The sequence below is a fragment of the Faecalimicrobium sp. JNUCC 81 genome (genome assembly GCF_053667625.1).
Map to the genome: position 1 here is coordinate 3205301 of NZ_CM132203.1, position 15548 is coordinate 3220848.

The 15548-nt window shown below is 24.8% G+C and carries 14 protein-coding genes; 2 read left to right on the plus strand and 12 right to left on the minus strand.

Annotation, left to right across the window (positions count from 1 at the left end):
- Positions 1 to 78 precede the first annotated feature (78 nt).
- From JNUCC81_RS15860 to JNUCC81_RS15905, 10 genes are all read right to left on the minus strand, one after another.
- The gene (locus JNUCC81_RS15860) at positions 79 to 1275 is read right to left on the minus strand and encodes a MalY/PatB family protein (protein ID WP_454094352.1); all 1197 of its coding nucleotides are present in this window, start codon (positions 1273 to 1275) and stop codon (positions 79 to 81) included.
- Positions 1276 to 1440: 165 nt separating this feature from the next.
- The gene (locus JNUCC81_RS15865; protein WP_208331888.1) at positions 1441 to 1878 is read right to left on the minus strand and encodes a YaiI/YqxD family protein; all 438 of its coding nucleotides are present in this window, start codon (positions 1876 to 1878) and stop codon (positions 1441 to 1443) included.
- A gap of 181 nt (positions 1879 to 2059) precedes the next feature.
- On the minus strand, positions 2060 to 2236 hold the full coding sequence (locus tag JNUCC81_RS15870; protein WP_208331887.1) for a hypothetical protein: 177 nt from the start codon (positions 2234 to 2236) through the stop codon (positions 2060 to 2062).
- Positions 2237 to 2359: 123 nt separating this feature from the next.
- Complete coding sequence (locus JNUCC81_RS15875; protein ID WP_454094353.1) at positions 2360 to 3490, minus strand: aminopeptidase; 1131 nt, start codon at positions 3488 to 3490, stop codon at positions 2360 to 2362.
- 133 nt (positions 3491 to 3623) lie between these two features.
- A complete protein-coding gene (locus JNUCC81_RS15880; protein WP_454094354.1) occupies positions 3624 to 5831 on the minus strand; it encodes a sensor histidine kinase in 2208 nt (735 codons plus the stop codon).
- Positions 5803 to 6507, minus strand: coding sequence for a response regulator transcription factor (locus JNUCC81_RS15885; RefSeq protein ID WP_208331885.1), 705 nt, complete (start codon positions 6505 to 6507; stop codon positions 5803 to 5805). Before JNUCC81_RS15885 ends, JNUCC81_RS15880 begins: the two co-directional genes overlap by 29 nt.
- A 96-nt stretch (positions 6508 to 6603) precedes the next feature.
- Complete coding sequence (locus JNUCC81_RS15890) at positions 6604 to 7872, minus strand: glycosyltransferase (RefSeq protein WP_454094355.1); 1269 nt, start codon at positions 7870 to 7872, stop codon at positions 6604 to 6606.
- 27 nt (positions 7873 to 7899) lie between these two features.
- Positions 7900 to 8409, minus strand: coding sequence for a DedA family protein (locus JNUCC81_RS15895; protein WP_454094356.1), 510 nt, complete (start codon positions 8407 to 8409; stop codon positions 7900 to 7902).
- 151 nt (positions 8410 to 8560) lie between these two features.
- Complete coding sequence (locus JNUCC81_RS15900; RefSeq protein ID WP_454094357.1) at positions 8561 to 9487, minus strand: alpha/beta hydrolase; 927 nt, start codon at positions 9485 to 9487, stop codon at positions 8561 to 8563.
- A gap of 153 nt (positions 9488 to 9640) precedes the next feature.
- The gene (locus JNUCC81_RS15905; RefSeq protein WP_454094358.1) at positions 9641 to 12034 is read right to left on the minus strand and encodes a PAS domain S-box protein; all 2394 of its coding nucleotides are present in this window, start codon (positions 12032 to 12034) and stop codon (positions 9641 to 9643) included.
- Positions 12035 to 12307: 273 nt separating this feature from the next.
- On the opposite strand from JNUCC81_RS15905, the gene JNUCC81_RS15910 reads away from it, so the two are divergent.
- Positions 12308 to 12745: a MarR family winged helix-turn-helix transcriptional regulator gene (locus tag JNUCC81_RS15910; RefSeq protein ID WP_454094359.1), complete on the plus strand. Its 438-nt coding sequence runs from the start codon at positions 12308 to 12310 to the stop codon at positions 12743 to 12745.
- Positions 12746 to 12816: 71 nt separating this feature from the next.
- On the opposite strand, the gene JNUCC81_RS15915 is transcribed toward JNUCC81_RS15910, so the two are convergent.
- Entirely contained in the window at positions 12817 to 13005 is a 189-nt protein-coding gene (locus JNUCC81_RS15915) for an asparagine synthase (RefSeq protein ID WP_286184070.1), read from the minus strand.
- Between the two features lie 78 nt (positions 13006 to 13083).
- A complete protein-coding gene (locus tag JNUCC81_RS15920; protein ID WP_454094360.1) occupies positions 13084 to 15003 on the minus strand; it encodes a tetratricopeptide repeat-containing diguanylate cyclase in 1920 nt (639 codons plus the stop codon).
- 325 nt (positions 15004 to 15328) lie between these two features.
- Between JNUCC81_RS15920 and JNUCC81_RS15925 the strand changes: the two genes are divergently transcribed.
- Positions 15329 to 15496: a hypothetical protein gene (locus JNUCC81_RS15925; RefSeq protein WP_454094361.1), complete on the plus strand. Its 168-nt coding sequence runs from the start codon at positions 15329 to 15331 to the stop codon at positions 15494 to 15496.
- Positions 15497 to 15548 lie beyond the last annotated feature (52 nt).

Sequence of the window (15548 nt, forward strand, 5' to 3'; positions counted from 1 at the left end):
TTTACCTATTTTACAAACTTCTATACTTTCTTCGCCTTAATACTTATATTTATAATATATATAATTTTACTCACTCATTTATAAATTTTTATCTAAAATATTTTCTTTTCTTAAAATAGCATCTTTTAATTGGTTCATTGCTTTTTCTAATAACAGCCTTGAACAAGCTACATTAAGTCTCATATATCCAGATCCTTCTATTCCAAAATCACGACCATCGTTTAATCCTATTTTCGCTTCATTTATAAAGAAATCTACTAAATCATCTTCATCTAAATTTAAACCTTTACAATCTAGCCACATTAAATATGTACAACCTGGTCTATTCGGTTTTATCTGCGGTATATTTTTATCACAAAAATCTATAATATATTCAACATTTCCTTCTATATATTTTAAAACTTGTTCTAACCATTCTTCACCTTCAGTATATGCAGCTATATTGGCTACTAAACTAATCGTATTAATATTATTTGAATCTAATCGTTCTTGCATATCTTCATATATTTCTTTCATTTCTAAGTTTGGAAATATAGTAGTTGAAACTTGTAATCCCGCTAAATTAAATGTTTTAGTAGATGATATACAAGTTATTGTATTTTCTGCAATTTCTTTTGATATAGATGCTAGTGGTACGTGTTTATTTCCCCAAAGCATTAAATCTGAATGTATCTCATCAGATATAATCATTACATCATTTTCTAAACATATATTACCTAATTTTGTGAGTTCTTCTTTACTCCAAACTCTTCCAACTGGATTATGAGGATTGCAAAGTATTAAAAATTTAGCACCTTCTTTAATTTTATTTTCTAAATCTTCATAGTCCATGTAGTAATCTCCATCTACTCGTTTAAGTGGATTATATAATAGCTCTCCATCCCAGTTTTCAACAGCTTTAAAAAAACCGTGATAAACAGGTGGCTGAATTATAACCTTATCTCCTTCATGTATAAATTCTCTCATAAAATGATTCATTATAGTCTTTACACCAGTAGCATTAGACATATATTCTGTCTCTATATTCCAATTATTTTTCTTTAACTGCCAATTCTTAATTACTTCAAAATATTCTTTTGGTGTTGAAGTATATCCAAAAACACCATGATTTGCTCTTTCTATTACTGCATCAATAATAGGCTTAGCAGTTTTAAAATCCATATCTGCGACCCATAAAGGAATTACATCTTCTTTATTAAATTTAATTTTTCTATTATCATATTTCACTGAGTAAGTTTTGCTACGGTCTATAATTTCATCAAAGTTATAATTCACTAATATCCCTCCATATTTGTTATATTTTTCCATTTATCACTTTAATTATATTTTAGTCTATATTCTTTAAAAATGGGGTTTATTTTATAATTTATTACATGAAAATAAACTCATTTTAATATTAAAATGAGTTTATTTATACTTGTCTAAGTTTCTCATGAAACTCTATATAATTTTCTCACAAAGTTTAGTCATACTCTCCTCAAATCTTATGTCATCTTCTTTTTGCCTCTTTTTAGGCCCTTTCATTCTACCTCCAGCACTTCTAACCTTTTTAGAAATATGTCTTGTAAATAATAATTGATCTATATTTTCATTATCATAAACTAGTCCATTTTGGTTTATAGGATACCCCCCTTTAGCTAAAACCATTGCTGCTAATCCATAATCTTGAGTTACAACAATATCTCCTTTTTCAACTTTATTAACAAGAGCAAAATCTACAGAATCAGATCCCTTTGATAAGGTTATTGTTTCAACTCCCAATCTTTTAAAATTATGGGACGTGTCACACATTATTATTGTCTTTAAGTTAAATTTTTTTGCTACCTTTATAGATATATCTACCACTGGGCAACCATCTGCATCTATTAGTATTTTCATATTCTCTCCTAAATAAAAAATTTTACTTAGCTAATATAGCTAACAAAATATATTTTTTAAAATCATTTACATAAGCTATCCATAAAATTCTAGGGTATAAGTTCCTTGAGTGTAAATAATTTACTATAACTTATATATTATAAAATAAAACCTACATACTATACAGTACATAGGCTTTATTTTATAATATTACTTTTCCCAACTCATTATTTATTAACTTTAATTTATCTATATCATTAACATCTTTTTTATTTATTATATATTTTATATTATTAATTATTTTCTTATTTTCAAAATCAGATTCTTCTCTTAATTCAATTAAACCTTCTATAATATTTTCCCTACTTAATACTATCATATATCTTCCCCCTTTATATATTTATACTTTCATTATTGACCTAGCACAGTATTTATAATCAAATTATTTTAAGCTTAATAAAAAATACTATACGTATTATACGTATAGTATTTTTTATTAAGCTTATAGATTATATTTTTCTAAAATATCATCTATGAACTTTCCATTTTCATAGAAAAGTTCGTTGTCTGCATATATTTTTCCACAATTTCTCATATCACATAACATATCCCAATGTAGAGATGATTTGTTCTTTCCTCCAGCCTCAGGCATTGAATCACCTATTGCCATATGAATAGTTCCACCAATCTTTTCATCAAATAACATATTAGATGTAAAATCTTTTATTCCGTAATTCGTTCCTATTGCTACCTCACCAAAAAAGCTTGAACCTTCATCTGTTTCTAATAATGCTTTTAATAAATCTTCACCTTTTTCAGCCCTTGCATTTATGACTTTTCCATCTTTAACATCTAGTTCTATTCCTTCAATAACCTTACCTTGAAATATTCCTGGGAATGAAAAACTAATATGACCATTTATATTATTTTCTACTGGTGATGTAAAAATTTCTCCATCTGGGAAATTTTCTTTACCATCACAATTTATCCACTTTCTACCACTTACATCAACTTTAATATCTGTGCCTTCTGATATTATATGAATTTCGTTTTTACTATCAAGATATTTTATCCATCGTTCTTGCTCTTTACTTATTCTTTTCCATTCAGCTACAGGGTCTTCTTTATCTAAAAGTCCTGCCCCATAAACAAAGTCTTCATATTCACTAATACTCATAGAAGCTTCTTGAGCATCTGCATATGTAGGGTACTGTGTCCCACACCATCTTAGAGAACCATCACCACACCTTTCTGAATAAACTTTTCTCCACTTCGTTGCTCCTTGTTGCGATAGCTTAAGTTTTTGTGCATCTATATTAGATAATCCCCTTGTATTTCTACTTCCCCATGCAGTTAACCATACATCGGATTTAGATAATAAGTTTTCGTATATAAAGTTTCCACCTTCTTTAAGTTGTTTTTCATTGCTATATTTTAGCTTTATTTCATCAACTTCATTAGAATCCATCATGTATTCTACATGAGCTCCAGCTCTTATAGATTCTTTAACTACTTCCACAACCCATGGTTTTGATACTTCATCTGCACATACAAATACAAAGTCTCCTTCTTTAACCTCGGTTGAATAGTTTACTAGTAATTTAGCTAATTTATTTAGTCTCTTATCTGCCATAAATATCCCTCCCATTAATTTAATCCCTATTTATATATTAAATCTTAAAATAATTAAACACCAATATATAAATAAATATTTATATAAAAAAAGTGTAGAAGGTTTAAATTATATAAACTTTCTACACTTTTTATTATTTCTTCTTTTTGAAACTAATTTTCGCCTTGAATAAATCTCCATCTACACTTATTTCTAAGCTTCCATCTTGCAATTCAACAAAGCTTTTAGCTATAGCAAGCCCTAATCCACTTCCTTCTGTATTACGGGATTTATCTCCTCTTACAAATCTCTCAACTATATTATTAACATCAAAATCTATTTCTACTGCTGACATATTCTTGAGTATTATATCAACTTTATCTTCATGTTCTAGTATATCAATATATACTCTTGAGTTTTTCATAGAATACTTTGTTATATTAAGTACTAGATTTTCAAATACTCTAAATGTACGTTGACTATCTAAGTTTAATATTACTTTTTCATTTGGAAAATTATTTTTAAATATTAACCCTGATTCTTCTATTTGATCACTTACTTCTAATAGTGTTTGTTTCATTAATGAAACTATGTCTACATCCATTTTATTTAAATGTATATTACCACTATTTACTTTACTCATCTCAAATAAATCTTCTATTAAATTTTCAAGTCTTTGAGATTTTTTATCTATTGTGTCTATATAAGATTGTCGATTTTCTTCACTTATATTTTCATTTTTTAATAAATCTATATAAGTAATTATAGAAGTTAATGGCGTTTTTAAATCGTGTGATACATTTGATATAAGCTCTGTTTTCATTTTTTGACTTACTACTTCTTTTTCAACTGCCATTTTAAAACCTTTTTGAATACTTTGTAGTTCATTTTTTATAGGCTCAAATACTCCTAAATTTTCATCTATTTCTATATCTAAATTACCGTGTGATATTTCATGAGTTGCCTCTAAAAGCTTATCATATTTTTTTATCACATCCTTTGAATATTTCTTTAGTATAATGAACATAACTAGTGTGTATATTATTGCAAGAACTATACCAAATATCCATACTATACACATAATTACTAATATTATTAGATTTATACTAAGTGCAGTGAATATAAATTTATTTGGCTTTTTCTTTAAATCTATCGCACTAACTCTATTCTTTATACTTCTTAATTTATTTACTAATTTATTTAATAACCTTCCAGTATAAGTGTGATTTTTAATATAATTTGAAAATCCTATTTTAAATATATATTTTACTAAAGTAGTCATTAAAAAGACGATTGTAAAATGTATAGACCATATAATTAAATTCATTAAATTTATTAATACATGAGCCATATTTTTATTTATATTTACACTAATCAAGTAATTTAATGTATCACTATTTACACTAGTTTGTACTATTCCTGCTGGATATATATTAAAGAATATTATTATAAACAGTATAAGTCCTATTACAAATTCTAGTGGTATTTTACACAATTTATTAAATCCAAGTACTTGACTTGATAATCTATAAGGTATTAAAAGAGATATTATTGCTACCATCATAGATAAATTTACTACAAATGAACTTGCTACAAAATCTCCCGCACGTTCTTCAATACTTATGTATCTAGATATGTTATCATAATAGTATAATTTGTGAGGTACTGCATATATAAATGTAGCATTTTTTATTGGCTCTATTTTATAATCAACATTAGTCCTATTTATATCTCTTAGATTTCTTTCTATAGATTTAGAATTTGCTCCGTAACTTTCTCTTACACTTATACTTCCATCTTCATCAAAATCAATAATTGTATAAAATTGATATTTTTCCTTAAGAGTATCTATTCTTTCTTTTGATTTTCCATCACTATTTTCTAATACATCAATTTCATTACTCTTACTATATACCGCTTTTTTACTATCTTTGTCTAATGCGTAATATTCCAAATTATCTAAATCATAATTTAAAGTTCTTTCCCAACCATTAAATCTATCTTCAAAATTTCTTTTAAGGTCTAATTTAATGTCTTCTTCTTTATATGAACTATAATTGCCTTCTAATTTAATATCTTCAGTTACTGATTTAATACTTTCATTATTTATAAAAATATCTGATGCATTTTTTACAGTATTAGTCTTTTTTTCAATTAACCTTTGATAAAGTACATAATTAGTAGAGTTTATATCATCTATAAGCTCTCTAGATTCAAACGGATTATAATCATACTCTTTGGATTTTTCATATATTATAGGATATGACTTAATCATTACAATTGAAAAAAGCAAGCTTATTATTAGTATACCAAGAGTGGCTATTAATTTTTTATCATTGTTTTTCAATTTTGTATCCAACACCCCACACCACCTTTAAATATTTTGGATTTTTTGGGTTTATTTCTATTTTTGATCTTAAATTTCTAATATGAACCATTATTGTATCTGTATTTACTGCACTTTCATTCCATACTCTTTCATATATCTCTTCTGATGAATATACTCTTCCTGGATTTTGCATCATTAAATGCAGTATTTTAAATTCAATAGGTGTCGTTTTTATATATTGTTCATCTACTGTAACTTCTTTTGTATCTTCATTTAATTCCAAACCACCTATAGTAAATATGCTACTATTCTCCTTATTCTCTTTAATTATATTTAAATATTTTGTATATCTCCTAAGGTGGGAGTTTACTCTTGCTAAAAGCTCTAAAGGTTTAAATGGCTTTGTTACATAATCATCTGCACCCATATTTAATCCCATTATTTTATCTACTTCTTCCGATTTTGCAGACAACATTATAACTGGAAAATTATAATGTTCTCTAAGCTTCATTGTTAATGTTATACCATCCATTTTTGGCATCATAATGTCTATTATTGCTAAATGAATAGTTTCTTTTTCTATAATATCAAGACCTTCAAGTCCATTATATCCTTTAAACACTTTATATCCTTGGTTTAACAAATATATTTCAATAGCATCAGCTATCTCTTTTTCATCTTCTACAACTAAAATATTATATGGTTTCATATCAATTACCCCCTTCTTATAACTATTACATAATAATTATTATACAATATCATAAGAATTTTAGCATTTATTGATATTTTATTCATTCTAAATTATCTAATTAACATATTCTGATACTAATGAAGTAAATTTTTTATATATTTGATTTTTATGGCAATAATTTTCAATAACCTTTTTATAATTTAATTCAACTAGTTTTGCAATATTTGAATTTAAATACTTAAGAGAAGTATCATAAGCTCCTTGGCTTAATCTCTCCATATCAGACTCATTATTCATTAAATAACTTATTTTTTCAACCCAGTCTTTTATATTATCATTTGTCATATATCCATTAATGTTATTTTTAACTACATCAGTAACACCACTTGCTTGTATTGCTATCACTGGATTTTTAGCTGCCATTGCTTCTAATAAAACAATTCCTTGTGTTTCAGATTTAGATGAAAATAAAAACATATCACAAGCTTTATAGTAATTTCCTATTTTTTCATTCTTTATAGAATTTAAAAATATTATATTATTTTCTAACTCTAAATATTTAGCTTTGTTCATAAGTTCTTCTTTTAAAGGACCATCACCTATCATTATAAGATTAAAACAATCCCCTTCTTTTTCTTTTAATTTTCTTAAACCTTCTATTATAAACTCTAAATTTTTTTCTTTTACAAGTCTCGCTACTGTACAAAACAAATAATTTTTATTTCTTTTATATTTGCTTCTTATTTCTTGTACTTCATCTATATTTGCATTAAAATATCTTTTTTCTAGCCCAGTTGGAACTATTTCAATATCTGTATTTATACCATTATCTTCTAAGCTCTCTTTAATTAAGTTTGTTGGAGCGAATACCATATCACACTTATTCGCAAATTTACTTAAATACTTTGGTACAAAATTATTTTTAGTATAGTTTAATATTTTATCCTCTAAATAAATTAAATTTCTATTATTTTCAACTTTACGCCTCTCTTCAATAGCGCTATATACTTTTACATAGTGTAAGTACTGTTCATATCTTGTGTGATAAGTAAATACAACAGGTACATTATATTTTCTACCTAGATAAAGTCCAATATTACCTAATAAAAATGGATGATGTACATGTATAACATCAATGTTTAATTTTTTAAATTCTTTTTCAAGCCTAGTATCTAATATTTTAGGTATAACATGTCTGTCTTTTTTACTTGTTTTAGATTTACATCTTATTACATGTTCTTCATATATCTGATTATCATAATTTGGTGCAAATACGAAAACTTCATGTCCAATTTCTTTTAACCCGTCAGTTAATCTTTCTACCGATATAGGAACTCCTCCTATAAATGGCTTATAATTATTAGTTAACATAGCTATACGCATATAATCATCCCTCCGTATTCTAAATTTTTATAATAATGCTTGTAAAACTCTATCTCCAAAAAAATATCCTGATGCTATAAATATGAAGTTCCATATTAATATACCTAAAGTTGAATATACTGTGTATTTTATAAAATTTAATTTCAATACCCCCGCTGGTATTGATATAATTGTTCTTACCATTGGTATAAACTTACTTATAAATACACCTACATTTCCTCTTTTCCTTAACATTTCCATATTGCTTTTAATGTACTTTTCATGACTTGGAAATTTTTTAATATATTTATCTAGGAAAAACTCTCCACCATACATTCCTAAAAAATACAACAGCCAGCTTCCTATTAACCCAGCTAATACAGAAACTATAAGGGCAACAAAAAAATTATTTCCACTATTTGCTACCCAAATTCCAGCTAATGGCATAATTACTCCAGCAGGAAATCCTGGTAAATTCATATATTCTAAAAGTACTATTATAAATAAAAATATAAGTCCATACTCTGATAAATAACTTGTTAATGACTCTACTCCCATCTCAATTCCTCCTTCGTTATTAATTAGATATATAATAAACTTAAAAACTTAAGATATTATTGTAGTAAATCTAAAGAATTTCTAAAGAATTATTTAAAATAAAAAAGCACTTACTAATTTATAAATTAGTAAGTGCTTTTTTATTTTTCAGCTAAATTCCAACACTTTCTAAAAATCTATATAGATGGTCTATATAAGATTTTTCATCCGAATCTAAAGTTGTAGTATGTTTTGCTTTTTTAACTTCATATTTATCTTTTATACCATATTTTTTGGCATTAAATATCTTTTCACACATATCAAATGGTACTACCGTATCTTCTCTTCCATGTATTAAAAGTAGTGGAGTCTTCGTATTTTTAATAGATTTTATAGGTGAAACTTGTTTAAAGCTCCATCCATATTTAATTTTATTTATAATACTTGAAAATATAATTATATAGTTTTGAATTATATCCAGTTTTATATTAAAGTCCTGTCTTAATATAAACTTCGCTTCTTCTCTAAAATCTGTATATCCACATGTATCAACACAAAACTCTACATCATCATATAAACCTAAATATTCTATTATTATAGCTGATCCCATTGATTCTCCGTGTAAGCCTATTTTTATATTATTTCCATATCTATTTCTCAGCCAATCTACACAAGCCTTTAAGTCATATTTTTCATAATATCCATATGATACACTTTTACCCTCACTAAGACCGTGGTATCTGTGGTCATATGCTAATATACTAAACCCCTTAGGTATATATGCAAATCCATATTTTAACATATTCCAAAGATTAGATGTAACTCCATGTGATAATATTACAACCTTATCTACTTTTTTATTCGGGAAAAATATCCCATTTAATTTATATCCATAAACCGAATCTATGCTAACTTTTTCTTTTTTTAATTTGTTATAAGTTTCTATTACCTTAGGCTCTCTTCCTTTAGTACAATAATAAGTTTCTTCATAACTACGACATATTGGTCTAGCTATAATGAGTGAAAAATAATAACCTGTTACAATACCTGTTACAGATATAATTATCAAAAGTATAATAAATATTGTCCATATACTCATTTTAGCCCTCCCTCCCAAGCTTATTTATACTATTATCTGCATATAAATACTAATTTATACCAAATTATATCTATATCATATACATAGATTTTAATATAATTAAAAATACCTTGAGACATAAACTTTATTAAGTCTATATCCCAAGGTATTTTATTACAAGGAGTATATATCTGAGAATTCTACGTTACATTTTTCTATTTGAAAATCTATGTAATCATTTTTCATATAGCATCTTTTATTTTCTTTGATTATTTTTACTGGTATTTCAAATACAAATTCTGATCCTTTTCCAAATTCACTATATACATTTATTTTACCACCATGCATCTCAACTAAAGATTTAACTAAGGAGAGTCCTATTCCGCTACCTTCGCATCTTCTAGTCAGGCTATTGTCAACTTGCATAAACCTATCAAATATCATCTCGATTTTATCTTTACATATTCCTATTCCATTATCCTTAACAGAGACCTTCACTCTATTCTTATTGCAATTTACATCTACTTTAATCTCTCCATTTTTATCAGTATACTTTATTGCGTTAGATATAAGGTTTAGCATAATTCTTTCTATTTTATCTGAATCACATGCTAAAATAAGTTCCTCCTCATTTGTATCAAATATAAGATTTATTCCTTTATTTTCTATATGATGAGCTACAGACATCGTTATATTTTCTACAATTGATACAATATTACTATTTTCTATATTTAAATCATAATATCCAGTATCAATTCTAGTCATATCTATTAAGTTATTTACTAATCTTAAAAGTCTATATGAGTTTTGTTTTATTGGTCTCATATATTTACTTAAATCTATAATATTAGTATTTTGCATATTCCCACTTTTCACATATTTATCTATTAATTGAATAGTTCCTAATATAATATTTAATGGTGTTTTAAATTCATGAGATATATTTGCAAAAAACTCATTTTTAATACTTTCTAAATGAATTGCTTCTTGAAGATTTTTTCTTTCTTCTTCTAATCTTTTTTCTTCAGTAATATCTCTAACTGTTGTTATATACTCTTTTCTTTCGTCTAAGTATCTACAGTTCCATGCTAGCCATTTATATTCATTGTTTTTACATAAAAATCTATTTTCTGCATAAATTATAAACTTTTCATCCTTATTTTTTACTATTTTTCTTTCACAAGGATTTAAATCATCCTTATGAATTAAATCTTCATAATTCATTGATAATAACTCTTCATTACTCCATCCAAGAGTTTTACTCCATTGATAATTTATTTTTTTAAAATTACCTTTCTCATCTATTATTCCTATAAGATCTGTTGCTGTGTCTAAAAAAAGCTCTAACTCATCTTCTATCTCAACTCTTCTATCGAACTCTTTCTTAACCTCTTGAGATAGCCTAAAGTTATTAACAATAATCCCTATTTCACTACAGATATCTTTAATATGATCATATAAATTATAAAGTGGTATATTACCACTTTTATATCCAATAGTCATAATACCAATAAATTCATTATTTAATACGATATTATAAACACCTAAATACTTTATATATTTATTTTGCTTATCTTTAATAAAAGATCTATTGTTTATATCCATTAGACCTTCATAATTATTATTTTTAATTAATTTTTTAGCGTCTTCATTTGATATTTTTATATCTTCAATATCTTTTAACACCTCAACTGCCAAGCCAATTTTTGTTTTACTTTCTAAAATTTCTTTATTTTTATCATATAAAAATATAGATAATCCATCTGCTTCTAAATAATCTTTTGTATTATGCGAAATATTATTTAATATATCATACAAGTCATTTTCTTTATACTTTTCGTTTAATATGTCATATAAGTTTGATATATATTTATGTTTTTTAGAGTTCTCTTCTTCCATTGATTTTCTTAATGTAATATCTCTACTTGTTCCTACTAAATACTTATATTTACCATTTTCACCTATAAGAGCCTTACACGTTTCATACCATCTTACATCCCCATTTATTATTCTTCTTTCTTCTATTAATTTTGGTATCCCTTCTTCAATCACTTTTTTATCTGTTTTTTTAAATTCTGAAAGAATATCCTTTTCCCATATTTCATAATCGTATTTTCCTAAAACATTTTCCTGTTCAATTGGTAGTGAAAAAAAGCTATTTACATATAAATATTTTCCATTAATATCTTTTATCCAAGATGCATAAGGATGATGGTCTAACAAATTTTCCAAATCCTTTTTGGAATAAAATTTTTCTGACATATCTTTTGATATGATAAAAATACCTTTTTCTCTATTCCATTTACTTATTACTATCTTAGAAGTAACATCTATTTTCTCTTTATAGTCTGAGTATAAAGTTAAATCTAAACTTATCTCATTTTCATTATTTAATATTTTATTTATGTAATTTTCTTGATTATATAAAATATTATATATATCTTTTTCATATATATCTTTTTTACTATATCCTAATTTTTTTAATAAACAGTCATTACAATATTTTATATTTCCTTTATTATTTATAACTAATATATATTCATCTAAATTATTAAATACGAATTCCATTACTAAACTTCCCCTTTGATAAACTTCTTTGTATTTTTTACATTTAATTCAAGGTACATTATTATTTTACATATTTTTACTGTCTAAATATGTAATTTACTGCTATTAAGAAAAATTTATTTTTTGTGAAATATCTTAAATATATACTTTCTGTAAAATTACTTTTAGTTTTGTGAATAATATAAGATTTACAACTAATCATATAATTATGTTATTATATTAAAGTATAAATAAGTAAATTTTTTATATTATCTATTAGATTGGAGATTTCTTATGAATGATAAATATATTGTGTACTTTATAAGCAGAACAAAAGCAAACATGATAAAATTTATAGAAAATAAACTTAAAATAAGCGGACTTAATGATTTAGTTCCTACTCATGGTAATATTTTAACTGCTCTTTATGAAAGTAATGGAAAGCTTACTATGAAAGAAATTGCTAAAAAAATAGGTAAAGATAAATCTACTGTTACATCTTTAGTAAATAGGCTTATAGGTTTAGGGTATATAGAAAAAGAAAAATGTGATAAAGACAAGCGTGTTACTTATATAAAATTAACTGACAAAGCTAGAAGTATAGAAGATAAATTTAATAATATATCTTCTCAAGTTAAAGAAATTGCTTATAGCAACTTTACTGAAGATGAAAAAAAAGAATTTTTAAGATTGTTAAAAAAACTTAGCAAGAACTTTAAGGATGCTAATTAATATTTAAGGGAGGGTATGGAATAAATTAAATAATACGCTCCCTTAAATCCCTAATTTTTAGTGTTTATTATCTACTCTTTTATTATATCTATTGTTCCAAGTAAAACATGTGCTGCTCCTACTCCTATTAAAAGAGTACCTACCATACTTGTATAATCATTTCTTTGACATTTATACTTTTTACTTTGCTTAGAATCTAAAGCTAGTCCTGTTGCTGTTACTATTGTACCTAAAGCTACTGGTATTAAACCTTTTTTCATAAATATGTCCTCCATGATTTCTTATAATTAAATATAGTTTGTCTATTTTTAGATAATTATATAATATGATTTTTTTAATTAAACAGTATATCTATTTCTTCCATTTTCTTTTGAACTATATAGTTTCTCATCTGCCGATTTTATTATTTTATCAATATCATTTTTTTCACATATTTTCATAGTTTCAATTCCAATACTTAAAGTTACTCTATCACTAATCAATGAGTATTCATGAATTATGTTTTTATTATATAGTTTTATCATTAATTCTTTTATATTTTCAACTATTTTTTCCTTACTAAAATTAGATATTATTAAAAATTCTTCTCCACCATATCTTGATACTATATCTTCTTTAAAGACTGTTTTTAAAATTTGTGACACTTCTTTTAATACTATATCTCCATTTAAGTGTCCATAATTATCATTGTACAATTTAAAATAATCAATATCTATCATTATAAAACTAATGTCTTCTTTTTTCTTGTAAATATCTTTCATTTGATTATTTAAAAATCTTTTATTATATAATCCAGTTAAAGGATCTGTCATACTTATTAATTTTAGCTCTTCATTTAATTTTTTTATTCTTTTATTCTTATTATGAGTTATAAATATTATAGTAATTATAGATATAATAATTAAAGAACTAATCTTAATTCTTACTTTCATATTTTTTATCTTTTTATTTATAATATCATTTTCAAATTTATTAATTGAATAATCAGCTGATGTATCTAGATTTTTGTTAGACTCTTTTTCTATTTCCTCTAGTTTCTTATTGGTATAAATTAGTGTAGTATAATAGTCATTGTTTTTTTCACTTAGGTCTATAATAGACTCAATAGTTGCATCCTTTATTCCTGATTTTATTCCTCTATCTTCAATTTTATTTAATAACTCTATGTATCCATTTAGTACTTTACTATAAGCTACATTTTTCTTAGACTTTATGTCTAGTTCAACTTTTTTTATCCAAATATCAGTATTAGAAAACATTGCCGCTTCATTGCTTTTGTATATCCTATTTGCTTCATCTAAGCACTCAATCGATTCTTCTATATTACCTTGCTTTACCTTATATTCAGCAACTGTTATATATAGCCAGTTTAGTTCTTTATTTTTTTTAATAACTGGTAATGTTTTTACTTCTTTTAAATACTCTTTCATATATTTATCCGCTTTATTATAGTCCTCTATTTTAGAATAGCTCTCCATAAGATAGCCTATTACTAGCAGCTTATTTTCTAATGTTTTTATATAATCTCCATACAAAATTTTTTCATATATAGTTATCGCCCTATTGTATTTATCTTGGCTATAGTAATTAGTTCCAAGGCTTATCAACCCCTCTGTAATAAGTCTATTGAAATTATTGTCTATTGCCATTTCTACTGCCTTATTGCTATAGGTCAAAGCTAAATCAAACATATCACTTATCATATATAATTTTGATATAAATAAATAATTTTCTACTTTATTTCTGCTACTTTGTTCTAATTTCAAAGCTTTTTCTAGTAAACTGATGGCTTCTCCTACTCCTTTATCAAAATTAATTAAAGATTTTGCTCTAGCCCTATACATACTTGATAAATCATTATATTTTCTAGTATTTTTAGCTAAATTTTCAGCTTTCTTAAAATATTCATATGATTTATCTAGATTTTTAATTGCCATATAACTCTTTGATACGCCACTATAAGTCATTAGCTGTACTTTATGCCTTCTCATTATTTTATAATCTAAAGACTTTAATAAATAATTTGTTGATTTTTCATAATTTCCACTAATAAATTCTATATATCCTAGTGAGCAATATGCCTTTTTCAAAATCGAATTATTTATAGTATCTTTTATTTCATTGTTAATTTTTTCTTTATAAAATATAATGTTACTATCCTCTAAATTATATTCTTCATTATTTTCAATGATATTAATAAATCTATCTGTATATAAAGATTTATTCTTATTCTCTGTTGAAAAAGTAAGAATAATCATTGTTAAGATAAAAATAAAAAATACTACTCCCTTTTTAAAAAACTTTAACCTCATAGCAATCCCTTCCCTAATATATAGTAACGTCAAATTAAATTTGTTATGATTAATTTTATTGCATTATTATATTCTATATTGTCACCTTTACCTTTTCAATATTATGTAGTGATTAACATGTATTTTGTTACGAAATGTCATATTAGGTCATTTTTTGACATATTTTTATTAATATTTAGAATTTCCTAATATTATTCATATTTTTTATTTAGTTTATATAGTAATATCTTATTAGAATTATTTTTATAATATAATTGAAAGGATTAATTTTATGGAAGAAAATACAATATCTATTGAAGAAATGATAAACTACATACACGAGCAAAGTAAACTTATGGGATTACCTATTTCTGTAGATAAAATAAGAATTATATTAGATTTAGAAGAAAAATTCCTAGATTCTAAAGGATTAATCTCAATTGAAGAAGATTATTATTAAAAATACTTTAGTACTTAAATAAATAAGGATATTACTAATATTAGTAATACCC